The following is a 25,805-nucleotide window of genomic DNA, read 5'->3' on the forward strand; positions in this document are numbered from 1 at the left end:
ATGAGGCCCTACCAACGGATAGAACATGAAGATCTACACCAAAACCGGCGATCAAGGCGAAACCGGCCTGTTTGGCGGTCCACGGGTCCGCAAGGATTCCCCCCGTATCGAGGCCTATGGCACGGTCGACGAACTGAACGCCGTGCTAGGCGCCGCGCGCGTCGAAACCACCGAGCTAGACGCCCCCCTCGACGAACTGCTTGCCCGCGTGCAAAACGACCTGTTCGACCTGGGCGCCGAACTGGCCTCGCCACAGGCCGAAAAGCATCGCCGCGCCATCGCCGCAGCGCAGATCGCCGAGTTGGAACAGGCCATCGACCGCTACGAAGAGCGCTTGCCGCCGCTGCGCGAGTTTATTTTGCCCGGTGGCTCTCCCGCCGCGGCGCAGCTTCATCTGGCCCGCACCGTCTGTCGCCGCGCGGAGCGTCTCGTCGTCGCCCTCTCAGCCGCGCCTGGCGAGTCGGTTTCGGATCTCGCAATTGTCTATCTCAACCGGCTCAGCGATCTCTTGTTCGTACTGGCGAGGGTCGCCAATCAACTGGCCGGCAAGGCCGATGTCGCCTGGCAAAAGCGCGGCGAGTAGCCCAGGCGACCGCTGCGCGCCGCTTGCGCAATCCATGCCGCAATCGCTGGCATGCCTCGATCAGCCCACGTCGTTTTCGACCGACGTCAAAAAAAGTGGCGCAGGTCTAATCTCTTGTGATTCCAAGAGATAAGGCATCTCCCTGCGCAATCACCCCAGGGTTCGGGGAGCCGGCTGGCCCGCCCCTTGCTATCAGCGGACTCCGCGCGTTTTAGGCGCGACGCACCGCGCCGGCGACACCATCCTTCTACCTTCTACTCGAACCCGTTGAGTTTCCTTCTGAAAGGCGGACCACCGTGTTATTTACTCGCCCCTCGATTCTCGGTTTGTGCTGCGCTGCCTTGTGCTGCGTACTGCTGCAACCAGGCCCTCTCTGGGCACAAGAAACCAATGATGCTCCCGCGGAGGCGGCGGCCGCTGCCCCAGCCGACAGCACCGCTGCGCCCCGCACCCTCGACCGGGGTGACAACGCCTGGATGCTCACCTCCTCGGCGCTGGTGCTCATGATGACTGCCCCCGGACTGGCCATGTTCTATGGCGGTCTCGTTCGCAAGAAAAACGTCCTCAGCGTCATCATGCAGTGCATCACCCTCATGGGGCTGATGTCTGTCATTTGGGCGCTGTACGGCTATTCGCTCTCCTTCGGGGGCGCCGCTGCCTGGATCGGCAACGATCAATACCTGCTCATGCGGGGGGTGCAGGCCACCTGGGATGAGGCCACCAACGCCTCGGTCATTCCGCTTCACGATACGCTTCCCATTCCCATGCTCACACACATGCTCTTCCAAGGCATGTTCTTCATCATCACCCCCGCGCTCATCTGCGGCGCCTTCGCCGAACGCATGAAGTTTAGCGCCATGGTGATCTTCTCCATCCTCTGGGGAACGATCGTCTATTGTCCGCTTTGTCACTGGGTGTGGGATGGCGGCATCCTGGCGTACGGCAGCGAGTCGGCCAAAACCTTCTCGGCCGGCGGCGCGCTCGATTTCGCCGGCGGCACCGTGGTCCACATCAGCTCCGGCATCTCGGCCTTGGTCTGCGCGCTTGTGCTCGGCAAGCGATTGGGCTACGGCAGCCAGCCGATGCCGCCCCATAACCTCACCTACACCGCCCTGGGCGCTGGCCTGTTGTGGGTGGGTTGGTTCGGCTTCAACGCCGGCAGTGCGCTGGCCGCCGACGGCATCGCCGCCAGCGCCTTCGCCGCCACGCATTTCTCCGCCGCCGCCGGCGCGCTCTCTTGGGCCGGCCTGGAATGGATCATGCGCGGCAAGCCCACCGTGCTCGGCGCCTCATCCGGCGCGGTGGCTGGCTTGGTCTGCATCACGCCGGCCGCCGGCTTCGTGCTGCCGATGCCCGCCATCTTCATGGGCGCGCTGGCCGGCGTGGTCTGCTGCCTGGCGTGCTCGCTGCTCAAGAACAAGCTGGGCTACGACGACTCGCTCGATGCCTTCGGCGTTCACGGCATCGGCGGCACCCTCGGCGCCTTGCTCACCGGCGTCTTCGCCACCCGAGCGGTCTGGGACATCTCCCTGAAAGGCGAAAAGCTGGGTCTGCTCGAGGGCGGCCCAGTGCTCACCGCGCAGGCTATTGCCACCGGCGTCACTTGGATCATGGCCGCCGTCGTGACGCTCGTCTTGCTCAAGCTGATCGATTGGACCATCGGTCTGCGTGTCACGGAGAACAACGAACGACAAGGGCTCGATCTCACCGAGCACGGCGAAGAAGGCTACATCTTTCTCTAATCGAGATCATCGCGTAGCTGTCTCGAAGCGCCGGTCCTGGTCGGAGTCGCCATCGACTCCGGCCAGGGCCTTTTGGTTTCTCGACTCGCTTGCCAGGCTTCAGTGCCGCTGCCGCGCTTTACGCTCACCAAGGGCCCCGTTACGCTGTCGTAACGAATGGGACCACAGGGGGCAGCGGGTCCACGCAAACGACTTACTTCCGACCAAGGCGCGTTATGGCGCATGTCCGCCGACCGATATTCCTCATCCTTGCATTGATAAGCTGCCTTGCCGTCGCGCGCGCTCAGAATGCCACATTCGACGAAGACGCCGGTATCGTCAGCGTCGAGGGAGACTCCGCCACCAGCGACGTGCAACCCACCGCCGCCGACTCTGGCGACAACGCCTGGTTGCTCACCAGCAGCGCGCTGGTGCTGCTGATGACCGCGCCAGGCCTGGCCCTCTTTTACTGTGGACTGGTTCGCAAAAAGAACGTGCTGGCCGTGATGATGCAGTGCGTCTTTCTGATGGGGCTAATGACCGTCGTCTGGGCGACCTACGGCTACACCCTGGCCTTTGGCGGCGATCCGCAGGCCGATCCCGATCATTTCCATCCCTATATCGGCAACACCGATTACTTGTTCATGGGGGCGCTGCACCAAGGCAGCGAGTCCAAGGGCGTGCAGCCGTATTACAACGAAAGCTCGCGCCAAGTCATTTACCCCATGACCGGCACGGTCCCCACCCTCACGCACATGCTCTTTCATGGCATGTTATTCATCATCACCCCCGCGTTGATCTGCGGCGCGTTCGCCGAACGCATGAAGTTCAGCGCCATGGCCCTCTTCATGATCCTGTGGGGCACCTTGGTGTATTGCCCCTTGTGTCATTGGGTCTGGGACAATGGGCCGCTGTCGTTCGACAATCAACAAGGCTGGTTTCGTTCGCTCGACTTTGCCGGTGGCACGGTGGTGCATGTCAGCGCCGGTGTATCGGCCCTGGTCTGCGCGCTGGTGCTTGGCAAACGGCTCGGCTACGGATCAGAGCCCATGCCACCGCATAACCTCACCTACACCGTGGTCGGCGCGGCGCTGCTCTGGGTCGGCTGGTTCGGCTTCAACGCCGGTCGAGCCGGCGCCGCCAACAATCTGGCCGCGAGCGTCTTCACCGCCACACACTTCGCCGCCGCCGCCGGTGCCCTGGCCTGGACCCTCGTCGAGTGGATCACGCGCGGCAAACCCACCGTGCTCGGCGCTTGCACCGGCGCCGTCTCCGGATTGGTCTGCGTTACCCCCGCCAGCGGCTATGTGCAGCCCATGCCCGCGCTACTCGTCGGCGCCTTGGGCTCGGTGGCCTGTTACTTCGCCGTCACGCAACTCAAGCCGCGGCTAGGCTACGACGACACGCTCGATGTGTTTGGCGTGCATGGCATTGGCGGCACGCTCGGCGTCTTGCTCACCGGTCTGTTCGCCACCAAGGCGATCAAAGGCGGGACCGAGGCCTTGGGCCTGTTCGAGAATGGCAAGCTGTTTGGCGCCCAAATTGGCGCCGTCGCCGTCACCTGGGCCTATGCCGCGGTCGTCACCTTCATTCTGCTCAAACTGCTCGACTGGATGATGGGTCTGCGCGTCACGCAACAACAAGAACTGCAAGGGCTCGATCTCACCCAGCACGGCGAAGAAGGTTACATCTATATCTAAGTCGAATGCCCAGGCGCGCTCGGCGCCGCGGCTCAGAGGAGCAAACAACATGAAAAAAGTCGAAGCCATCATCCGCCACTTCAAGCTCGAAGACGTCAAGAACGCGCTCACCGAACAAGGCGTGGCGGGCATGACCATCACCGAAGTGCGCGGTTTCGGTCGCCAGAAGGGACACACCGAGATGTATCGCGGCGCCGAGTATTCCGTCGACTTCGTCCCCAAGGTCAAAGTCGAAGTCGCGGTGCCCGATTCGCAACTCCGAGCGGTGATCGACACCATTCTCCGTTCCGCTCAGACCGGCCAAATCGGCGATGGCAAGGTCTTCGTTAGCGATCTGGTAGAAACCGTGCGCATCCGCACCGGAGAAAACGGCGACGAGTCGTTGACCTAAAGGTTAAGCCACACGCATCTTGTCCGGAGCGCCGCGCCATCATGTCTCTCAAGCCTCACTTGCGAGCCAGCGTCGCGGCCGCCAAGACTCAACTGACGGAAGGCCGCGACAAGCTGAAGCGCCGCCACGCGGCCGGCGCCCCGGGTGTGCAACTTTGCCATGCGCTCACCGACCTCGTCGATGCCGTCGTCCGCGAACTCTACGAGGCCGCCCTCGCCGAACTCGATGGCGCCGCTGCCAGCGCGCTCCGCGAATCGCTGACCTTGGTCGCGCATGGCGGCTACGGACGCCGCGATTTGGCGCCCTATTCCGATATCGACCTGATGCTCTTGTACGCGCCGGAGGCCGCGCGCCCCGTCGCCCAATTCGCCGAACGCTTGACCCGCGATCTGTACGACAGTGGACTGTCGCTCGGCCATAGCGTGCGCACCCCCAACGACGCTTGCGAGTTGGCCCTCAAAGACGCCACCATCGGCACCTCGCTCATGGAATCGCGCCATCTGGCAGGCAGCGAAAGCCTCTTCACGCGGTTTACCAGGCGATACCAACAACGACTGCGGCGCCGCGGCCACAAGCAGATGCAGGCCGCCCTCAAGGCCCGCGCCGAGGAACGCGTTCAATTTGGCGACACCATCTACCTGCTCGAGCCCAACATCAAGCGCTCGCCCGGCGGACTCCGCGATCTGCACCTGCTGCGCTGGACAGGTTACGCCCGCTATGGCGTCGGCGATCCCGAAGGCCTGCACCTGCGAGGTTATCTCACCCAGGAAGATGTTCGCGCCATTCGCAAAAGTCACGAGTTTCTCTTGCGCCTGCGCAACGAGATGCACTTTCACGCGGGCAAGGCCCACGACGTGCTCGATCGCGCCGAGCAACTTCGCGTGTCCGAGGCGCTGGCCTACGCTGGCGACGAGGCGCTGTTGCCGGTCGAAAAGTTCATGAAGGACTATTTTCAAGCCACCACCAACATCAGCCAGGTCACCAACCACTTTGTTCAAGGCGCGCAGCCCGGTCATCGTCTGCGCGCCTGGCTCGCGCCACTGGTCGGGCATCAGGTGCAAGGAGGCGACTATCTGGCGGGGCCGCTCGAAATCACCGCCACGCGCCGCGGCAAGGAAAAGCTGGCCGCCGACCTGACCGAAGCCTTGCGGCTAGCCGATCTCGCCAATTTGTACGACAAGCGCATCGCTTATTCCGCCTGCCAGGTGATTCGCAAGGCGGCCCCGTCCTATCCCGAGGGCGTCTCCAGCGAATCGGCCCGCCATTTCCTGTCGCTGCTCGCGCAGCCCGCGCGGCTGGGAGAAATGCTCCGCACGCTGCACGATCTGCGCGTGCTGGAGCGCGTCATCCCCGAATATGCCCACGCCCGCTGCCTCTTGCAGTTCAACGAATACCACCGCTACACAGTCGACGAGCATTGCATCCGCGCCGTCGAGCGCTGCGTGGAGTTAAAGAACGATCCCGGCGCGCTCGGCGAGGTCTATCGCAGCATCAAACAAAAGCGCGTCCTCCATCTGGCGCTATTGATCCACGATCTTGGCAAGGGGCACGTGGGGGACCATAGCGATGTCGGTTTGCAATTCGCCATCGAAACCGCGCGGCGGCTGCGGCTCCCCCCCGCCGAGACCGAACTGCTCAAGTTCTTGGTGCACAAACATCTGAACATGTCGCACCTGGCTTTCCGCCGCGATACAAGCGACGAGCAGCTCATCGTCAAGTTCGCTGTCGAAGTCGGTTCGCCCGAGGCGCTCAAGATGCTCTTCGCACTCACGGCGGCCGACTTCGCGGCCGTCGGTCCAGGCGTGTGGAACCGCTGGAAGGGCGAAGTGCTTGCCGAACTCTACCGCCGCACCATGCAGCATTTGGCCGGTGACGGCGGCGCCGGCGCCATCGATCAGGCCCTCGACGAGCGCCGTCGCGCCGTCCGCGCGCAACTGCGCACCGAAGACGATCTTGCCTGGTTCAACATCGAGATCGATTCGCTCCCCAGCGAGTACCTGCGCGCCACGCCTCCCCAGCAGGTCGCCGCCGAATTGAAAGAATTGCGCAATCTGCCGGGCGGCGCCGCCATCGCCCGCGGACGTTATCTCGCCGAAAGTCACACCGTCGAGTACACCATCTCCACTCGCGAGTCGATCGCGCCGGGCATCTTTCATCGCCTCACCGGCGCGCTCAGTAGCCAAGGCCTGGAAATTCTCAGCGCCCAGATCAACACCCTGGCCGAAGGGCTGGTGCTAGACCGCTTTGGCGTGGCCGATCCCGATTACGCCGCCGCCCCTCCGCAATCGCGCATCGACGCCGTCTGCGAACAACTTGTGGAATCGCTGCGCGCCGCCGATGGCCAGCGCCCTTCCTTCCGCCGCACCTGGTCGATGCGCGCCGACGCGCCCCGCTCGGTGCTACCCACGCAGGTCCGCACCGACAACAACACCTCCGACCGCTACACGATTATCGACGTCTTCGCCGCCGACCGCGCGGGACTGTTGTATCGCGTGACACGCGCGCTGTACGAACTGGGGCTTTCGGTCGCCTTGGCCAAGATCGCCACGCATCTCGATCAAGTGCTCGACGTGTTTTACGTCACCGATCAACACGGTCACAAGATCACCGACGATGCCCGGTTGCAGGCCATCGAGTCGCGCTTGCTGGAAGAGATCAACCAGCACGAACGCCAGGAAACCAGCCGCGCCAGCGCCTACTGAGCCTCGGCCGGCGCCGAAGAGTCCGCCCCATGTCGACCGATGCCTGGAATCCTCAGCAATACCACCAATTTCGCGACCAGCGCAGCCAACCCTTTCGCGATCTGGTGGCGATGGTTCAGCTCCCGCCCGGAGCGCGCGTCGTCGATCTGGGTTGCGGCACGGGCGAGCTAACGCGCGACTTGCGCCAACGACTCGCCGCGCGCGAAGTGATCGGCGTCGATAGCTCCGAGGCCATGTTGGAGCAGGCTCGCTCCTTGGCGGGCGATGGCCTCCACTTCCAGCGGCAATCGATCGAATCGTTCGACTCTGAGGAACCGTTCGACCTCATCTTCTCCAACGCCGCGCTCCATTGGGCGCCCGATCACGAGCGTCTGCTCGCCCGCTTGACTCGGCTTCTCGCGCCGCACGGTCAACTGGCGGTGCAAGTGCCCGCCATGCACGATCAGCCGTCGCATCAAGCCGCGCACGATGTGGCGCGGCGCCCCAAATTCAGCCGACTTCTCAACGGGTTTGTCTACCACTCTCCCGTTCTACAGCCAAAGCGTTATGCCGAACTGTTGTACGAACTCGGCTACGAACATCAGCAGGTGCGACTGGTGATGTACAGCCACCTGCTGCCATCGACCGACGCCGTGGTCGATTGGCTCAAAGGGACAACGCTCACCGTTTATCAAGCGCGACTCAGCCCCGACCACTTCGCCGAATTTGTCGAAGCGTATCGACAACTGCTCCACGAGCGACTGCCCCAGCGCTCTCCCTATCTGTTCGTGTTCCAGCGCATCCTGTTCTGGGCGCAGCGCTAAGTGATACTTATCACTCGCGAGGGGCGCCTCATAAGTGGGTTCCGGACCTCACACGCCACGTACGGCCGATCACCAAACTAGCGGTCACATTTTTTTGCCACTGGCCATCAGCCAATATCCTCCCGTTCCAATTGTCAGTCGCTCACGGTACAAAACTATTTCTGTATTGGTCCGGAACCCAATCGCGCTTTTCGCCCAATCCTTGGAGTCGCAACAAATGACGAGGCATCTTCCGCTTTCTTTCGCCGTCATGCTCGCGCTGGCGTTGCCGCTGCGGGCCGACGAAATCGATTGGGCCAGTCTCCCCTACACCGACATCCAAACCATGCAGGCGGTCAATGGCGCCGGCGGACCGGCGTTCTCGGGCGGCGCCTTTCCGCTCAAGGTCCGCGGCGTCATCCTCAATAATCCAGAAGACATGCTCGATAGTTCCGTGCCGCACCCGGCCGGTCCCTTCGATCTCGGCGCCATGTGGCAAATGTTCGTGCAAACCGTCGACGTCAACAACACCAGCGACTTTGGCGGCGTCGCCCTCTTCATGGGGCAAAAGTACGGCAATGTGCCGCCTAATCTCACCTTTCCTGGCGGTGTCCCCACGCCCGATCCTTCGGCCCATTATGACGACGCCACGTGGCTGTCAGAGGTCGATCGCGTCAATCACAGCGGAACCCACCTCTTGCGCGCCGGCGATCTGATCGAAGTGCGCGCCCGCGCGGGCTTGTTCTTCGGCGGCAAGTTCAACATCAACGAAGATCATCAAACCGATCCCGATTTCAATTTCGAGATCGTGCATCTCGGCAATGTCGGCCTGCCGACGCCCGAGCCATTGTTCTTGTCCAGCATCTGGGACGATGGCAACAATCAGGTCCTCTTCGATGCCACACGCGCCACTGGCGGCGAGCATTATCAAGGCGACTTGGTGCGATTGATGAATGTGCGCCTCAAGGATGGTTCTCCCTGGGGAGTCGATGCCAAGGCCACCGTGGTCGACGCCTTCGGACATGAGTTCCGCTTGCATCTCGGTCTGAACTCCGGCTTCGCCTCGCTGCCAACTCCCTTTGGCGCGTTCGACATTGTCGGCGTCTTTAATCAGGAAGCGGGCGCCGGCGGTCCCTTCACCAAGGGCTACGAGGTGTGGGCTATGGATGCCGACGAGTTTCGCCTGTCGGGCGACGCCAACCACGACGACTCCGTCGACGGCGCCGACTACACCATTTGGGCCGACAATTTCAAACTGAATGGCGACTTCGAGCAAGGCGACTTCAACGCCGATGGCAAAATCGACGGCGCCGATTACACCATTTGGGCAGACAACTTCATTTCGCCGGCCACTGCCGCCATTCCAGTGCCCGAGCCTGCCACTTGGCTGACTTTGTTCGTCGGCGTCGCCGCGCTGCCTTGGTTCGTCAATCGAAAACGCCGCGCGTGAGTTTCGATCCATGGTTGCCAAGCCGGCCATTTCGCGCCGCTTGAGCCAAGGTTTCACCTTGGTCGAGTTGCTGGTCGTGCTGGCCATCATCGGCGCGCTTGTGGCGCTGCTGATGCCGGCGGTGCAGTCCGCACGCGAAAGTGGCCGCCGCGCGCATTGCCTGGGGCATCTGCGGCAAATCGGCGTCGCGCTCTTGCAGTATCACGACGCGCTCGGCTCGTTTCCCCCTGGCAACGTCACCTTGACCGAAGGTATTTGCCGTGGTTCCAGTGTGGCTGGCGTGGGTTATCCATCGGAAGACGGTTGCAACTGGGCCATCGCCATTCTGCCGTACCTCGGCGAAGCGCCCATCTACGCCCAATACGACAGTCGTGACTTTAACGAGGCCCCGCAGAATCAAACGGTTCGCGAAGCCTTCGTCGAAACCTATTTCTGCCCGTCCGACATCGACTCAGAAACCTTGGTCGTCCCCGCCTCCGGTCCGGCTGGCGCGCACGCGCTGAACCTGGCATATCGCCCCGGCTCGTATCGTGGTGTCGCGGGGCGCAGCAATGGCGTCGGTTTTCTCGATTCGGCCGAGTTCGTGAACTACCCAAGCGAATGGCGCGGTCCGCTGCATACCGTCGGCATCCGCGAATTGACGAGCGAAAGCCTGCGCAATGTCGCCGACGGCGCCTCAAACACCTGGCTAATCGGCGAAAGCACCACTCGCACCAACCCCTCGTTTCGCACGCTGTGGGCCTATTCGTACGCGCACTACAGCCTGTCGACTGTTGTGCCGCAAGCGCGCACGCTGCTTGGCGATTACGACCAGTGCGCGGCGACCGGCGGCAAAGGGAACTCTGCCCCCTGCCGGCGCGGCTGGGGCAGTCATCATCCTGGCGCCATCAACTGGCTGCTCTGCGATGGCTCCGCGCGCTCCGTGGCGCTCGAGGCCGATCTGGAACTACTTGCCCAAATGGCCACCATCGACGGCGGCGAACCCGTCACGCCCCCCTAACCACTCCGCGAACGAAACAATCCGCCCTACACCAGCTCCGGCATCGGCTGGCGGATATTCGTCAAAAACTGCGGTCGTCCCGCGTGGTCGGCGATGGTCGTCGTGTTCACGTCGATCCCCACGTTGTGGTACAGCGTGGCGAACACCTCTTGAAAGTCCACCGGGCGGTCCTTGGCGTATTCGGCCAGTCGATTGGTGGCGCCAATCACCTGGCCAGTGCGCATGCCGCCGCCAGCCAATAGCGCGCAAGACACCTGTGGCCAATGATCGCGGCCGGCGTGCTCGTTGATGCGTGGCGTGCGGCCAAATTCGCCCCACACCACCACCGACACGTCGTCGAGCATGCCGCGCTGATCCAAATCTTCGATCAACGCCGACAAACCCTGATCCAAGAGCGGCATCTCGGTCCGTCCCTGGGCAAAATTGCCGCCGTGCCAATCCCAGCGGCTAAACGCCAAGGTCACGCAGCGCACCCCCGCCGACACCAATCGCCGCGCCACCAAAAATTGGTGCAGCGTGCGCGGGCCGCCATCGTCTTTGTTCTGGTTGATGCCGTAACCGTAGCGATCGCGCAGGCGCGGGTCTTCCCGCTCCACGTCTAGCGCCTCCAGCAGCTTGCTCGAAGTCAGCACGTCGAACGCGCGTTGGTTGAACGAGTCCATCCCCTCCATCATGCCGGTGGCGTCGCACTCGCGCCGCATTCGGTCCAGGCTGGCCAGCACCGTCTTGCGGTCTCCCAGCCGATCCAGGTTCACGCCGTTGAGCGTCATGTTGCCCATCCCCTCGCCGTCTGGCTTGAATGGGGCATGCGCCTTCCCCAAAAAGCCCGGCTCGCCTGGGTTCGCCCATGGCATATGACCCATCTTCGGCGCCAGGCCCACAAACGCGGGCACGGCCCGATCGACCGGTCCTTGCAACTTCGACAGCACCGACCCCAGCGCCGCGTGGCCGCTCTCGGTCTGCAGGCCGCCATCTCCCCAGCCGCTGTTGCACTGATACGAATCGTGCCCCCCCGCGGCGCCCACGATCGAGCGAATCACCGCGAACTTGTCCATCATCCGCGCCAGTCGCGGCATCAATTCGCAAATCTCAAGGCCCGGCACGTTGGTGGCGATTGGCTTGAACTCGCCGCGAATTTCCGCCGGCGCGTCCATCTTCAGGTCGAACATGTCTTGATGCGGCGGTCCCCCCGGCAAAAAGACCATGATCACCGCCTTGTGGCCGATCCGCGTGCCCGAGGCCTCTTGGGCCGCCATGATCTGCGGCATCGACAGGCCCCCCATCGCCAGGCCGCCGATCCTGAGAAAGTTCCGGCGATGAACGCCATCGCAAAAACGCTGCGGTCCGCCATAGATGTTCAGCATGATCGGTCTCCCACGGTGGGCTGGGCTGCCGTCGCCACCGGCGGGCATCGTCGCAAGGACGCTGCCGCAAGCGACTTGGGCGCGGTTGTACGTGAGCAAGCCGTTGGCCCAACCCGGTGCGGCTGGGCGCGGGGAGCCACGTTGTCGGGCGGCGAAACTACCTCGCTCTCCCGTCACCGTGGCATCGGTAGTATACCCGGCAACCAGCAGATCGGGCTACACAATTCATCCACGGCCGTTGATGGGTCGTGTTTGGCTACGGCTAGGGTTTTCTTGTGAACCAAGTGCCCACGTGGCTGGTTCCTTCGCCCTACTGCGCGCTCACTGCACCGGCATCGGGTGTCCCCGATAGCCCCCCTTCTTGAGCCCTATGCGATATAGCCCGTAGCTCCCCTCCTTTCGCTGGGCGTCTGGCGCCAAGGCCGCCGTCACATACAGCGTGCGCGCCTCTCCTTGCAGGCCAAACTCGCAGTTGGTCGGCGCGCCCGGCGTCGGGATCAGCGCCAGCAATTTCCCTTCCCGGTCGAAGACATACACACCCGCTAGTTCCTCCTTGCCGGCGGCGGCGTAGATGTTCCCCTCGGTGTCGAGCGTCATGCCATCCACGCCGCGCCGCCCCTGGCCAAAGTCGAACAGCACCCGCTTCTCTCCCAGCGTGCCATCGGCGGCGATCGGAAAGCTCACCAATTGCGGCTGCCCGCTCACGCTGTCGGAATCCGACACATACAACCGCTGATGGTCGGGCGAGACCAAAATGCCGTTGGGCCGCGTCAGTTCTCGCGTCGCCAATCGCAGCGCGCCGTCTGGCAGCACGACGAACACCCCGGCGAAGTCCAGTTCCAACGGTTCATTGCCCACGTAACGCGGATCGGTGAACCACACCCGCATTTGGGAGTCGACGAACAAGTCGTTGGGGCTGTTGAGCCGCTTGCCGTCGTAGTGATCGGCCAGCACGCGAATCTCGCCGTTACGCTCAGTGACGGTCACGCGTCGATTGCCGCCGTTGGCGCCCTCGGCGGCGTATAGTCGGCCGCGGCCGTCGAACATCAGGCCGTTGGCCTTGCCGCTATCCTCGCGATATACAGTGGTCCGCCCCTTGCCCGTGTCGTACCGCAAAATGCGATTGCCAATGTCCGAAAAGTAAATTGCCGCGTCGATGGGCGACGCCGCCGGACCCTCGGTGAACTCCCCTTCGTCCCATACCAGTTCAAACTTGGCGTTTGGCGCCACAATTTCTTCCTGGGCCGAAGGTGTGAACTCACTGGCCATGCAAGGGGCTCCCCGTTCGCGGGCGACAATTGCCAAAGCGACCAACAAAAGAAAACGCGTTATTGTGGCGTGGGACGGCATCGATTGAGCTTCCTGACGGTTCTCGCATAAAAATCGAGTGCCCGGCCGCACATTGTCGGCCCTTCACCGCCCAGAAGCAAATCCGTGTCAGGGGCGCCAGCGCTCCTCCGTAGATATATTGATAGCGCTTGGGCAAGGGATCATTGCCACCATGACAGCCGCAAAGCTCCGTTGGAAGTCGGTCGCGCTCTTCTGCGCCACCTGTCTGGCGCTATTCTTATCGTCAGCGGCCCGCGCCGATGAGGCCGCCGTCCAACAATTTGCTCAGCTTGGCGCTCGCTTCCACGAGCTGTACGCCGCCGGCGAATATCAACAGGCGCTCGCTGCCGCGCAGCAACTGGTCAAAATCGCCGACAAGAACGATCTGGAGAGCTACACCGCTGCCATCAGTTGCCTTTCGATCGCTTACTTGCAAGTTGAGCAATACGACCAGGCCGAGCCGTGGATGCTGCACTGCATCAAGCTTTTGAGCGAGGCGCCCGGCGATCATCAGACCGACATCGCCGATATGTTGCAGAACCTGGCGATCGTCTATCGCTGCCAGCATCGCTGCCGCGAAGGGCACGACGCCATCCGCCGCTGCCTCGAAATCAATCTCCGCGAGCGCGGACCCCAGCATCGCTACGTCGCCAACGCCCTCGACGAATCGGCGCTCTTGCATCTGGCCGAAGGCAAGTACGCCGACGCCGAACCGCTGCTCCGCCGCGCGCTGGCCATCTACAACCAACTGGAAGAGGCCGATTGGGGCGGCGTCTGGCGAGTCCACAACAACCTGGGACTCGTGTACGACGCCCAGTACCGTTTTCCGGAAGCCGAACAGGCCTACCGTCAGGCCCTCGACATCGTCGAAAAACTGTACGGCCCCGATCATCCCCAGATCGCCGGCGCGCTCATCAATCTGTCCAGCGCCCTCCGCTCGCAGAAGCGCCTTCCGGAAGCGCGCGAATATATCTTGCGCGGCCTCGCCATTCGCGAAAAAGCCTACGGCGGCGACTCTCCCTTTGTCGCAGACATCCTGAACAACGCGGGCGGTATCGAGAAGGACCTAGGCAACATCGACGTGGCCGAGCGACTCTTTCGTCGCTCGCTCGCCATCTTCGAGCGCACGCTCGGCGTCGATCATCCCCGCGCCACCAGCCCGCAGCAAAATTTGGCCGTGCTCTATTTTTGCCAAGGCCGCTATCAAGAGGCTGAGCCGCTCATCGAGCAGGTCGTCAAGGCGGTCGAAAATGGCAACGTCTCCGATCAAGATCGCGCCACCGCCATCGGCCTGCGCGGCGAAATCCGCTGGTGGCTCGGCCGTCAGGAAGAGGGGCTCGCAGACCTCGAGCGCTCGATCGAACTGGTCGAACGCCAACGCGCCCTCGTCTCGGGCGGAGAATTCGCGCAAGGACGCTTCCTGTCCGAATCGACCTACGTCTACGGTCAACTCATCCACTATCTGATCGAGCGTGGCGAATCGGCGCAAGCGCTGCGCGTGATGGAGCGCGCTCGCTCGCGCTCGCTGCTCGATCAACTCAAGCTGCAAGGCGCCGATCTGTTGGCCGGCGTCCCCGCCGACTTCGCGGCCGATCTTCGGACCCGAGATGAAAAGGCGCGCCAAGCCATCGCCCAAATCGAGAACTCACTGCGCGGCGCGCCAGACGACCCCGCGCAAGTCAAGAACCTGGTCAATCAACTTGAAACGGCCCGCGGCGAATTGGTCGAAGTCGCGCGCAGCATCCGCGACGTCAGCCCCACCTTTCGCCGCGCGGCGGCCGAGCCCGAGCAATCGATTCCAGTCGCCGAACTGCAATCCTGGCTTGCTCCGCGCAACGCGCTTTTCGTCGAGTACTTCTTTGGCTCCAACGTGGGCTACGTCTGTTGGGTTTCGCATCAGGGAGAACCGCGCTGCGCGCAGCTAACACTCAACGACGACGCCGCCAAGGCGGTCGGAGCTGCGCCCGGCCCGCTCACCACTACGCGGCTTGAACTTCTGCTCGCCGTCGACGGCCGCTCGCTGGCCGATTCCCTGTCGCGCCCCAAGATCGCGCCCGAAACCTTTGACCGGCTCGCCTTGCTCTGGCACGTCCTGATTCCCAGTGAACTGGCCAGCGAGTTGACCGGCGGTCAGCACAGCCATGCCTTCATCGTGCCCGATGGTCCGCTCGCGCTGTTGCCGCTGGAGATCCTGATTGTCGAGCCTGGCGGGTCCGGGGCCGAGCCAAAATATCTGCTCGATGTCGGGCCGGCGATCGCCTATGCCCCCTCGGCCACACTGCTGACGCGACTCGATGCTGCCGCCGCCAATCCCGCGGCTCCCCAAGCAGCGCCCGTGCTCACTGTTGGCGATCCCGCCTACGGCGCGGCGGCCCCCTCGAGTCGGCAGCGCGCGGCCCTCGTCGGGCAGTTGTCGCGTCTGCCATATTCAGGCCAGGAATCGCGCTGGGTTCGCGACGTCTTCGCCAAGCAAGGATGGCAGTCAACGCAACTGCTTGGCGCCAGCGCCAGCGAAGCGCGCATCCGCGCCGCGCTCGCCGGTTCCAAGATCGCGCATCTGGCGTGTCACGGTTTCGCCGCCGCGGATTACGGCAATTACTTTGGCGCCTTAGCGGTAGCCCCCGGCCCGGCCGCCGATCCGTTGGACGACGGATTCTTGTCGCTGCACGAAATCTACCAACTCGATCTCAAGCAGTGCGAACTGGCGATCCTCAGCGCCTGCCACAGCAATTTCGGCCCACAGCAAAGCGGCGAAGGGGTCTGGTCGGTGGGACGCGGCTTTCTGGTCGCGGGCGCCCATCGGGTGGTCGCCAGTAGTTGGCTGGTCGACGATCAGGCCGCCGCAGCGCTGGTTAGTTACTACGCTGCCAGTCTGGCCAAGCCGCTCGGCGCCGGCGAACCACCCGACTACGCCCAAGCGCTCGCCGATGCCAAGCGCTGGGTTCGCCGACAATCCAAGTGGCAAAGCCCCTATTTTTGGGGCGCTTTCGAGTTGATTGGTCCCAATTGACGCCACGCAAGGACAACTTTCGGTAAATTGGACGTTCCGCTAAGCTAATCACTCCTGCGTGCATGGGCGCCAACTGGCGCCAGATCGATCAATACCAGCCGGCCTCGCGGCGAATCCAGCCGTCGCAACCTGCCTTGCGAGGCCTGCCCCTGCTTTCCGCGGTTAGAGCATGAGTGTCACGATCGCCCGTACCCGCCAGGCGGCCATCGCGTCGCAAGTCGAAATCGTCCCGGTCCGCACGTGGCGCCAGAAACGCGAGTTTCTCAATTTCCCCTGGAAGCTCTACGCGGATGATCCACATTGGATTCCGCCGCTGCGGCTGAATCAAAAAGAGTTGGCCGGCTACGCCTATCATCCCTTTTACGACCAGGCCGAAGCGCAGACCTTTCTGGCCCGCCGCGACGGCAAAACGGTCGGCCGCATCTCCGCCATCGTCAATCACGCCTATGCCAAGGCGTTCCCCAACGAACCGCTGGGTTTCTTCGGCTTCTTCGAGTCGATCGACGACCAGCAGGTGGCCACGGCCCTGTTAGACACCGCACGCGAATGGCTGGCCGCCCGCGGGCTCGATGTGGTTCGCGGTCCAGTGAACCCCTCGATGAACTACGAGTGCGGCCTGCTGGTCGATGGCTTCGACAGCTCTCCCACCTTCATGATGACCTACAACCCGCCGTACTACGCGCGGCTCTTGGAGGAGTACGGCTTTCATAAGGCGCACGACCTGCTCGGCTACATCGGCTACATGGACGAGCTGACCAACATCGAGAACAAACTGGGGCAACTGGCCGAGCAGATCCAGGAGCGGTTTGAGGTCAAGGTGCGGCCTCTCAATCGTCGCCGCTTCATGGAAGACGTGCGCATGTTCCTCGAGATGTACAACAGTTCCATGGTATTCACCTGGGGCTTTGTGCCCATCTCCGACGCCGAGGTGCGGCACTTTGCCAAGTCGCTCCGCTTTCTGCTGCATCCGCAACTGACCATGATCGCCGATGTTGAAGGCCGTCATGCCGGCGTCGTACTCTGCCTGCCCGACTACAACCCCCGCATCAAAGAAATCGACGGGCGGCTGTTGCCGTTCGGCTTTCTGCGGCTGTTGAGCCGCAAGAAAGACATCCACCGCGTCCGTGTGGTGGCGATCAACGTGCTGCCAGAGTTTCAGCGCGTCGGTCTGGGACTGGTGCTGATGCGCGCCCTGGCGCAGCCTGCCCGCGATCTCAAGATTGCCGAAGGCGAGTTCTCCTGGGTGCTGGAGACCAACGAGCTGGCTCGGCTCGGTCTCGAAAAAGGAGGCGCCCGCATCTACAAGACCTGGCGCATGTACGACTACCGCCCCGAGGGGTAGCGAGCGGCCGGTTGGCCATCACTCGTAGCTCGCTATCGAGCGGGTGTGCAATCTCATTTCGTCTAGTCGCGGCCTGAATTTGTCCGGGCATCCGATCGAGTGCAAGCGCATGACCGATTTGTTGTCGGGTTCACAAGCATGGTATCGACGCAATTGCGATTGGGAGCATCGCTTCGGCATCACGCTCGAAACGTTGGATAACCCGGGCTGGCTCTTGAAGGTCGATCTGACAGCAACGCCACTCCATTCCAAGCCTTTCGCGCCAGTGAGTCATGGGTTGCTGCCCGGCAACATGACAGCCGCCGATTGGCTGGATTGCCGAGTTGAGGACAACCGGTTTCTCGGCGCGGGCAGCGATCTACCGACCGTCGTAAGAATGCTTCTGGAATGGTCGCGTTAGGAATAGAGGTTAGCGGACGCTTGGCCTGACGCTACGACGATGGGCGGCGTTCGTAGAGCGGTACACAGTTGTGCATGAAATTGGCCACCAATTCGGATTAGTTCACAATGGAGACCAGCCAACGAGCGTGATGTGGACCATGGTCATAATGTACGCTCCTGTATGGCTGCAAATGCTCAATCTGCTGCGGGCTTCGGGAACAGGTCCGCGATTAACGCCCAATCTTCGTCCGTCAACAACAAGCGAGCCATCGAAACGCCCACCTTGGCGACAAGAAATGAATGTCACCAAGGATCGTCGATTCGACCACACCGTCAAATACCAGTTCTGGGACAATGCCTAGTTAGCGGGTAAGCGTCATGAGTGAAGGAAATAGAAAAATATTTGTCGCGGGAGCCGGCGGCGTTATCGGCCGTAAGCTCTGCCCGATGCTAGTCGACGATGGCTGGTCCGTGGTCGGCACGACTCGCTCGGCGGGCAAGGCGGCGATGCTTCGCAACCTCGGCGTTGAACCGGTGATCGTAGACATTTTCGATGATGCATCATTGCTGGAAATCGTCCGCAGAGCACGACCGGAGGTCGTTATCCATCAACTTACCGACCTGCCTCCTGCGCTCGATTCCACGAAGATGGCCGAAGCGCTAGTCCGCAATGTCCGCATCCGCGAGGTCGGCACGCGCAACCTCGTCGCTGCTGCGACCGCCGCGAACGTGAAACGGATGGTGGCGCAAAGTATCGCGTTCGCTTACGCGCCTGGCTCAATACCCTATGCAGAGGACGCGCCGCTGGATCTGGATCATCCTGACTTCGGCGCGACCGCACATGCTGTCGCCAGTCTTGAACATCAAGTACTAGCTGCTCCGTTCGAGGGCATTGTTTTGCGATACGGAAAACTGTACGGACCCGGGACTGGCTTTGATCGGCCGCCAAGCGGTGGACCGCTGCATGTCGAAGCAGCCGCCGATGCAGCTCGGCGCGCAGCCGTTCGTGGGGAGACAGGCGTCTACAACATTGCAGAGGAGGACGGGACAGTTTCAAGTTTTAAAGCGGCAGCCTCGTTTGGCTGGAATCCCGAGTACCGTGCAGGCGCAAATACGCGCTGACAAGGCGCTGCAGCCGATGCTTCAACCGCGACGCGGTTTCAGTGCGGCTGAGCTTCATCGTTCGGCTACAAACCTTTGGAGGTGCTAGATGTTGCGAGGGATCCTCGTGTTCTCGGCGTTGTGTGCTATTGCTGCCGTTGGAGTAGCTTTCGCCCAGCATGGGCATAGCGACAGCAAAGGTCCAGAAGACAAAGTTATCTCTGCCGTTGATGTCGAAGAGGAGGTGAGTGGCAAGCTGGCGAAAGCAACTACTTTTGAAGTCACTTTTGGTCCAGGAGTTGAAGGAGCGCCTCACCGCCACCCCGGGCCAATCTTTGGCTACGTGATCGAGGGCGAGTTTGATTTCGCGGTCGGCGATGGAAAGGTTCAAAAGTTGAAGGCAGGGGACACGTTCTACGAACCAGCCATGGCGCTGCACGCTGTCTCACGAAACCCGAGCGATAAGTTCAAGACTCGCGTGTTGGCAGTGCTGGTTCACCCTCGGGATGTTAAAGAACTGGTCATCCCCGAACCCGAAACTAAGGAGAAGTAAGATTTGTGGAGTTCTATTCGCTCACCAGCGCCAGCGGTCCTGCTCCTTCGGTTCGCCCTCGCTGCTGGATTTTTGTCGGCGGTCGCTGATCGGTTCGGACTATGGTGGCCTGCCGGAACTCCCGGCGTTGCGATAGCCCATTGGTTTCGGATATAGGTGGGGACACAACGACTCGGAGGCCATGCCGCCGCTACTGCGCCGCTTTCCAGTGCCAAGTTGGCGCCTCGGAGTAGTCAATCGCCAGCCGATCTCCCGGGTTGAGCCAGATCGCTTGACCGCTCGCCAGCGCTCCTCCGAAAGTCTGCGCCGCCCCAACCACCGGCGTCTCCGTCCAGCGCTCCACCCTTCCGGGCCGGATAACTCGCGCCACGATCGGCCACGGATGACGATTGGCGATCTCGGCGCCAGCGGCGGGCACCGCCGGAGTGGTTGTCATCTCGGCAGGCGGCGAGGCGGTCACAATGCGATTAGTCGGCGAAGCGGCCTGGTTGGTGAAGCCTTTCAGTCGGGCGACGGTCACCAGGTTGTGTTCGGCATGCTTGCCAAAAACAATCTCGCGATCTTTGGCCATCCCTTCCGACGAGAGGTTGATCACATTCTCGGCCCCATGGATCACGGCGCCGGCGGCGTTTTCGATCCCTTGCGCCTCCATGTGAACGGCGATTCGATTCAATCGCGCCCGCACGGGCGTCACGTCCTCGTCGCCAATCTGCATGTGCGTTTGCGAAAGATGGATGCTAGTCGCCTCGATCGTGTTGTGCGTGCAGTCATGGGTCAAGTGAATGCCTCTCTCGCAACCCACGATCTCCGTCACGTAGATGCGGTTCGCGTCGATGGGCCCTTCGCTGCCATCGAGCAATAGCCCCGTGCCCACCCACTTGCGCTTTTTGTCCAGCGTGCTGTTGAAGGCCTCGCCGCTCGGCCAGGCGCCGCCTCCCCCGACCAGCGCGTTGAAATAGAAATCGGTGCTCGTGATGACCTTGAAGCGATCAGGTCCGGCGGTCGTTGGTTTCAGACGCACCGTGGCGCCCGGCGACATCGACACGATGAGCCCAAACCGGTAGGTGCAACTCATCTGGCTGTCGATCACGACCGCGTCTCCTTCCTTCGGCGCATAGTGAATGACGCAGTTGCCGCTGTCGCAACGGAAGTTTTGCATCCACGGTATATGCAGCGTCTCCCGCAAGACATAGACCACCGGCACGGTCTTGCTTTCGGTCCAACTCCCGCCGCTCAAGTACACGTCCTTCGCCTGTGCTTTGGCGGCGTTGAACGCCTCTTGCAGGCCAGACGTTTTTGTGCCCGGCGTATGTGGTCCAAAGTCGCCGCCGTCTTGGGGACCGTGCGGCGTGACGACAATGCAATTCCGTTTCGTCCCCTCCACGCCAGTTGGCTCACTCGCGGCTATCGACCCAGGACAAGATTGCGAAGCCAAGATGATGAAGAAGATGAAGCTGCGCCAGGCTCTCATGGACGTGCTCCGAGGTTGGATCAAGTCGCCGACATCGTATGTGCCGGCGCCGCACATGCTAGCACTTCGGCTTCGCCCATAAAACAACCCACAGCGCCCAGTCGCGCCGCTTTGCCCTTGCGAAAAAGCCCACTCAAGCCGCAAGGTTAACCGGCCGATGCTAGTGGTGATTTTCCGCCGCTGCGCGCGCCGCGCCCCGGCAACAAACGCCGCCCAACTGCGTACTACTTTCCTATGGCCACCACCACGCAAGACTTCGACGAAGCCGCCGGCGCCGGCATTGCCGAGGCGATCGCCGAGTGGATCAGTGACCTCGGCGCGCTGATCGTCGATTGGATCGTGGCGGTCGGCAACATCGGGCAGTTTGCCTATCAAACCATGGGCTGGCTGCTCACGCGCATGCCGCGGCGCGAAACGCTGTTGCCGGCCTTCTATCAGATTGGCGTGCTTAGCCTGCCCGTCGTCGCCCTCACCGGCACGTTCATCGGCATGGTGCTGGCGGTGCAAAGCTATGCTCAATTTCGCATGCTGCATCTGGAAACGCGGCTCGGCGCCGTCATCAATATGTCGCTGGTGCGCGAACTCGGGCCGGTGCTGGCCGCCACCATGTTGGCCGGTCGCGTGGGCAGCGCCATGGCTGCCGAACTCGGCACCATGCGCGTCACCGAGCAGATCGACGCCTTGGCCAGCATGGGCGCCAACCCCATTCAATACCTTGTCGTTCCCCGCTTTCTCGGCTGTCTGGTGCTGATCCCCATCCTCACCATCATGGCCGACTTCATGGGCGTGGTGGGCGGCTGGTTCTATAGCATCGTGCTGCTCGACATCGATTCGCATCACTACTGGGAACACTCGCAGTTTTTTATCGGCGCGTTCGATGTCTTCAGCGGTGTCTTCAAAAGCCTCTTTTTCGGCGCGGCCATCGCCCTGGTGAGTTGCCATCGCGGCTTCTATTGCGATCCCGGCGCCGAAGGGGTGGGCCGCGCCGCCACCGGCGCCTTTGTCACCTCCTTTGTCCTGATCCTCATTGTCGATTTGCAACTCGGCATCGTCATCAATTCGGTTTACTACACCTTGTGGCCAGACGCTGGAAAGCTCTTCTAACGCCTCTCGGAACGACAGGTAAACAAGCCAGGTGGTCCTGTTTCGATAGTTTGAGACCCTTAGCTCATTGAGTCGCATGGTCGATTCCGCTCGCAACACAAGCGCCGCGCCGCTGGTCGAAGTCGACCACGTGCATGTCAGCTTCGGCCGGCAGCGCGTGCTGCGCGATGTGAGCCTGTCGATCCCCCGCGGACAAACGCTGGCCATCATTGGCGAAAGTGGCTGCGGCAAGACCGTGCTCCTCAAAACGCTCATCGCGCTGGTGCATCCCACGCGTGGCCAGGTGCGCTTCGATCACCAAGACCTGAGCCTGCTCGGCGAGCGCGAGCTGGCCAGCCAGCGCATCCGCTTTGGCTTCGTCTTTCAAATGGCCGCGCTTTTCGACAGCATGACCATCGGTCAGAACGTCGGCTTTCCGCTCCGGCAGCACACCGCCAAAAAAGACGCCGAAATCCGCGAGCTGGTCGTTACCCGACTGGCCGAGGTCGGCCTCCCCTCCAATGTTCTCTCCAAGAAGCCCGCCGAGTTGTCGGGCGGCATGCGCAAACGCGTGGGCCTGGCCCGCGCGCTGGCCCTCAATCCTGAGCTGGTGCTGTACGACGAGCCGACCACCGGACTCGATCCGATCATGAGCGACGTCATCAACGAGCTCATGATCAGCACCCGCCAGAAGCATGGCGTGACCAGTGTGCTGGTGACGCACGACATGAAGAGCGCCAAGAAAGTCGCCGATCGCATTGTGATGCTCTATCCCCTTTCGCGGCTGCGCGAAAACGAGCCACAGATCCTGTTCGACGGCACGCCCGAACAGATCGAGCGCTGCGGCGATTCGCGAGTCACGCAGTTTGTGCGGGGCGAGGCGGGTGAGCGACTTATGGAAATGGCCGAACAGGCAGAAGCAGAGAGCGGGGCCTAGACACGTCATGGACGAACGGGTCATCCAGTTTCGAGTCGGCGTGATGGTGCTGGCCGCGCTCATCATCACCGCCATCCTCGTGCTGCTCTTTGGCGAGCTGCCCGCCATGGTGCGCGGCACCTACACCGTCTATATGCACTTTCCCGAGGCCCACGACGTCTCCGCCGACTCTCCCGTGCGCAAAAGCGGCATCCTCATCGGCCGCGTCACCAGCGTCGAATTCGCCGAAGGTGGCGGCGTGCTCGTCACCGCCAAGATCCGCGACGAGATCACCCTCCGCCGCAACGAAATCGCCCGACTCAGCAGCTCGCTGTTGGGTGGCGACGGCGAAATCCAGATCGTCCCCTCCCCGCCAGACGCCAAGCTCCCCGACGAGCCCGTCAAATCGGGCGACCTAATCGTCGGTCAGGCGCCGCCGTCCGATCCGATCCAGGTCGTCGGTCGGCTCGAGGGAGACCTCTCCACCGCCATCACCTCCATCGGCCGCACCAGCGACCAGATCGGACAATTGGCGGGGCAAGTCAACGACCTCTTGCGTGGAAATGGCGAACAGTTCAGCCGCATCGTGACTAAAGTCGAGCGCACGCTCGACGGACTGCAAACGGCGGTCGGCTCTGTCAACGAGATGCTGGCCGATCCCGATGCGCCGCTGCCGCCACAGGCCGAGGGGCCCTTGCCCGAAGCCACGGCCATGAACCAACCCACCCCCGCCGGCGCCGCTGGCCAGCCGCAAACGGTGGTCATCGAGCCCCCCGACGAGGCGCTCACGCCGCGCAGTCGGGGCCAACTGCGCCGCGCGATGGAAGAATTACCGCAAATCATGAGCGATGTGCGCGACGCGGTGCAGCGCATCCAAAAGGCGGCCGATCTGGCGCAGCAGAATCTGGAAAACTTGGAAGGCTTCACCCGCCCCCTGGGCGAGCGCGGCGACGATCTGGTGAACAACATCGACACCAGCGTCGAAAAACTGGCCGTGGTGCTCGACAACGTCAGCACCTTCACGAACAACCTCAACAGTTCCAACGGGTCGCTCAGCCGACTCGTCAACGATCCCGAACTGTATCAACGCTTGAACGCCGTCGCCTGCAACTTGCAGGACCTCACCAGCGACCTGCGTCCCATCATCAAAGACGCGCGTGTCTTTTCCGACAAGATCGCCCGCCATCCAGAACGACTGGGCGTCCGCGGCGCCATCGACCGCAGTTCCGGCGTGAAATAGAACGCCGACGCAAGTCCAGCAAAACTCGTGTCCTCCGCCGGTCAAAGAAAGATCGGATATCGGTCTGCCACGCGGTCAAGAACGTGTTCGTTGGACACTCTCCTCGCGCTGCGTTTCGTGTGACACAATCCGCATGTCATGCGCAATGTGAAATTTGCTTAATGTTAAATCCCGTTTACACTGCGTGTTTTCACAGGCGCACCCTCTCCAGGGGGGGCGAAGCCTTCGTCACCCACGACTACAGTGGTGGCACATCACGCAACCTCGCCCCCATCCCTCACCAAACCACTTACCCAATACCTTTCGAACTGTCTGCAAGTTCGTAGCGGTTGCAGAGGGCGACCGCGACAACTCGGACCGACAGCAAAGAGGAGACGCTAGTGAATCGCAACACAGTGGCTGCAGCGGCAGCCCGCCAGCGACCCACGTTGTTCATCGCCTTGTGCGCGCTGGGCCTCGCCCTGCTATCTTCCGCGCACGCTCTGGCCTCCCCGGTCACGTTCGCCCTGACGACCAGTCAGAGCTCAATCAATCTGAACGTGAAGAACGCCAACATCTTTGGCACCACCTTGTCAGTCAGTGAGCAGGCCACCGGCAGCCTCAACTCAAAGTATTCCGGCAACATCGTGACCGACATCACCGGCACGTCGATCAGCCTGCCGGGCGGAAGCAATGCCGATGCCAGCGAGCTGTCTGGCCTGTTCGGCATCAAAGTCAATCTGGCTCCCGGCGTCGGCGGCGTTGGCGCGCTGGCCCCGGCCGACTACGGCGCCAAGCTTGATGCGCCGATTGGCATCGATATCCCCGCCATTGATCTGTCGTTCCTCAACATCCCCGGCCTCTCCACCATCGATTTCGGCGCGTTCCAGTCGGTCGTCGTCAACATGGCCCTGCGCAATGTGGTGGCCGACGTCACCAGCCCGGGCTATCTTCCCCGCAGCGGCGTCCCCAACAACACCACCTTCGATTCGTCGCAACTAGGCTTGAGCCTTTCCGGCGACATCGACTTCGCCATCGGCGCCGTGCTCCGCGCCGGCGACTACTTGTCGTACACCGCCAATAACTTGGCATTGCAAGGCTTGGCCTCCGCGCTCAACGCGCAGATCCCCAATCTGATCAATGTCACTGGCTACAATGTGCTCAACTTCGGCGGGCCGTATGACCTGACGCTGTCGCTCGGCACGGGCTTCAAGTTCAGCGGCGTCAATGTCGCCAACGAAGACGCCAGCCTCGGCAAGCTGTCGACCATCCCCGGCAACAAGTTGCAGTTGACGTTGCCCGTCAGCTTCAACGCGATTCCCGATCTGAGCGGACTCGGCTCTTTCTCGGGCATCTTTTCCAGCCTGGTCAACATGAACATGGCCATGAGCGGCCAATTGGTGGGCACCGTCTCGCGTAACGGCCTCATCATTCCCGAGCCGGCCAGCGTGGTCACGTTCGGCATCGGTTTCTTGGCGCTGGCCTTCTACGGCTGGCGTCGTCAGGCCGGCTAACGCCTAACAGAGTGATCATCACAACCCTCGCGGCCGCCGGTTCCATCAGGAGTCGGCGGCCGTTTTTTTTTCGCGGCAACGCGCTGGCCGCCATGTGATTTATAAGTTACAATCGATGGCCAGGAAATGGTTGAAATTCGCCGCTATATCACCGAGTCCGGCAAAGATCCGTTTGGCGAATGGGTACAAGAAT

The 25,805-nt window shown here is 62.2% G+C and carries 20 protein-coding genes; 17 read left to right on the forward strand and 3 right to left on the reverse strand.

Translation table 11 applies throughout. From position 1 onward, the window contains the following. Positions 1–25: 25 nt before the first annotated feature. The 8 genes from K1X71_15800 to K1X71_15835 all read left to right on the forward strand — a co-directional run bounded on the left by K1X71_15800 (position 26) and on the right by K1X71_15835 (position 10,329). Entirely contained in the window at positions 26–583 is a 558-nt protein-coding gene (locus K1X71_15800) for a cob(I)yrinic acid a,c-diamide adenosyltransferase (GenBank protein MBX7074607.1), read from the forward strand. Between the two features lie 476 nt (positions 584–1,059). Beyond that, positions 1,060–2,325, forward strand: a complete 1,266-nt coding sequence (locus tag K1X71_15805; protein MBX7074608.1) for an ammonium transporter — start codon at positions 1,060–1,062, stop codon at positions 2,323–2,325. A gap of 215 nt (positions 2,326–2,540) precedes the next feature. Beyond that, positions 2,541–4,004, forward strand: coding sequence for an ammonium transporter (locus tag K1X71_15810; protein MBX7074609.1), 1,464 nt, complete (start codon positions 2,541–2,543; stop codon positions 4,002–4,004). A gap of 49 nt (positions 4,005–4,053) precedes the next feature. Further along, positions 4,054–4,395, forward strand: coding sequence for a P-II family nitrogen regulator (locus tag K1X71_15815; protein MBX7074610.1), 342 nt, complete (start codon positions 4,054–4,056; stop codon positions 4,393–4,395). A 41-nt stretch (positions 4,396–4,436) separates the two neighbouring features. After that, positions 4,437–7,097 carry a [protein-PII] uridylyltransferase gene (gene glnD, locus K1X71_15820; protein ID MBX7074611.1) on the forward strand — a complete coding sequence of 887 codons (2,661 nt, stop codon included), beginning with the start codon at positions 4,437–4,439 and terminating at the stop codon, positions 7,095–7,097. Between the two features lie 29 nt (positions 7,098–7,126). After that, complete coding sequence (locus K1X71_15825; protein MBX7074612.1) at positions 7,127–7,900, forward strand: methyltransferase domain-containing protein; 774 nt, start codon at positions 7,127–7,129, stop codon at positions 7,898–7,900. Between the two features lie 217 nt (positions 7,901–8,117). Next, positions 8,118–9,329: a hypothetical protein gene (locus tag K1X71_15830; protein ID MBX7074613.1), complete on the forward strand. Its 1,212-nt coding sequence runs from the start codon at positions 8,118–8,120 to the stop codon at positions 9,327–9,329. A 10-nt stretch (positions 9,330–9,339) separates the two neighbouring features. Then, on the forward strand, positions 9,340–10,329 hold the full coding sequence (locus K1X71_15835; GenBank protein ID MBX7074614.1) for a DUF1559 domain-containing protein: 990 nt from the start codon (positions 9,340–9,342) through the stop codon (positions 10,327–10,329). Between the two features lie 26 nt (positions 10,330–10,355). Here the strand turns inward: K1X71_15835 and K1X71_15840 are convergent, their stop codons facing one another. Together K1X71_15840 and K1X71_15845 are read right to left on the reverse strand one after the other, a co-directional pair. Continuing rightward, on the reverse strand, positions 10,356–11,693 hold the full coding sequence (locus K1X71_15840) for a DUF1501 domain-containing protein (protein MBX7074615.1): 1,338 nt from the start codon (positions 11,691–11,693) through the stop codon (positions 10,356–10,358). A gap of 321 nt (positions 11,694–12,014) precedes the next feature. Further along, complete coding sequence (locus K1X71_15845; protein ID MBX7074616.1) at positions 12,015–12,962, reverse strand: SMP-30/gluconolactonase/LRE family protein; 948 nt, start codon at positions 12,960–12,962, stop codon at positions 12,015–12,017. 232 nt (positions 12,963–13,194) lie between these two features. On the opposite strand from K1X71_15845, the gene K1X71_15850 reads away from it, so the two are divergent. From K1X71_15850 to K1X71_15870, 5 genes are all read left to right on the forward strand, one after another. Further along, positions 13,195–16,032 carry a CHAT domain-containing protein gene (locus K1X71_15850; protein ID MBX7074617.1) on the forward strand — a complete coding sequence of 946 codons (2,838 nt, stop codon included), beginning with the start codon at positions 13,195–13,197 and terminating at the stop codon, positions 16,030–16,032. Between the two features lie 169 nt (positions 16,033–16,201). After that, positions 16,202–17,374 carry a GNAT family N-acetyltransferase gene (locus K1X71_15855; GenBank protein ID MBX7074618.1) on the forward strand — a complete coding sequence of 391 codons (1,173 nt, stop codon included), beginning with the start codon at positions 16,202–16,204 and terminating at the stop codon, positions 17,372–17,374. 109 nt (positions 17,375–17,483) lie between these two features. After that, positions 17,484–17,774 (forward strand): immunity 53 family protein, encoded by a 291-nt coding sequence (locus tag K1X71_15860; protein ID MBX7074619.1) that lies wholly within the window; start codon positions 17,484–17,486, stop codon positions 17,772–17,774. Between the two features lie 359 nt (positions 17,775–18,133). Beyond that, positions 18,134–18,877 (forward strand): NAD(P)-dependent oxidoreductase, encoded by a 744-nt coding sequence (locus K1X71_15865; protein ID MBX7074620.1) that lies wholly within the window; start codon positions 18,134–18,136, stop codon positions 18,875–18,877. Between the two features lie 88 nt (positions 18,878–18,965). Then, on the forward strand, positions 18,966–19,409 hold the full coding sequence (locus K1X71_15870) for a cupin domain-containing protein (protein ID MBX7074621.1): 444 nt from the start codon (positions 18,966–18,968) through the stop codon (positions 19,407–19,409). Positions 19,410–19,599: 190 nt separating this feature from the next. Here K1X71_15870 and K1X71_15875 read toward each other — a convergent pair whose 3' ends face one another. After that, entirely contained in the window at positions 19,600–20,880 is a 1,281-nt protein-coding gene (locus K1X71_15875) for a hypothetical protein (protein ID MBX7074622.1), read from the reverse strand. A 234-nt stretch (positions 20,881–21,114) separates the two neighbouring features. On the opposite strand from K1X71_15875, the gene K1X71_15880 reads away from it, so the two are divergent. The 4 genes from K1X71_15880 to K1X71_15895 all read left to right on the forward strand — a co-directional run bounded on the left by K1X71_15880 (position 21,115) and on the right by K1X71_15895 (position 25,612). Then, a complete protein-coding gene (locus K1X71_15880) occupies positions 21,115–21,984 on the forward strand; it encodes an ABC transporter permease (protein MBX7074623.1) in 870 nt (289 codons plus the stop codon). 76 nt (positions 21,985–22,060) lie between these two features. Next, positions 22,061–22,900, forward strand: coding sequence for an ABC transporter ATP-binding protein (locus K1X71_15885; protein MBX7074624.1), 840 nt, complete (start codon positions 22,061–22,063; stop codon positions 22,898–22,900). Positions 22,901–22,907: 7 nt separating this feature from the next. After that, positions 22,908–24,119: an MlaD family protein gene (locus K1X71_15890; GenBank protein MBX7074625.1), complete on the forward strand. Its 1,212-nt coding sequence runs from the start codon at positions 22,908–22,910 to the stop codon at positions 24,117–24,119. A 380-nt stretch (positions 24,120–24,499) separates the two neighbouring features. After that, positions 24,500–25,612, forward strand: a complete 1,113-nt coding sequence (locus K1X71_15895; protein ID MBX7074626.1) for a hypothetical protein — start codon at positions 24,500–24,502, stop codon at positions 25,610–25,612. Positions 25,613–25,805: the final 193 nt, after the last annotated feature.

This window comes from Pirellulales bacterium (genome assembly GCA_019694455.1).
Lineage (GTDB): Bacteria > Planctomycetota > Planctomycetia > Pirellulales > JAEUIK01 > JAIBBY01.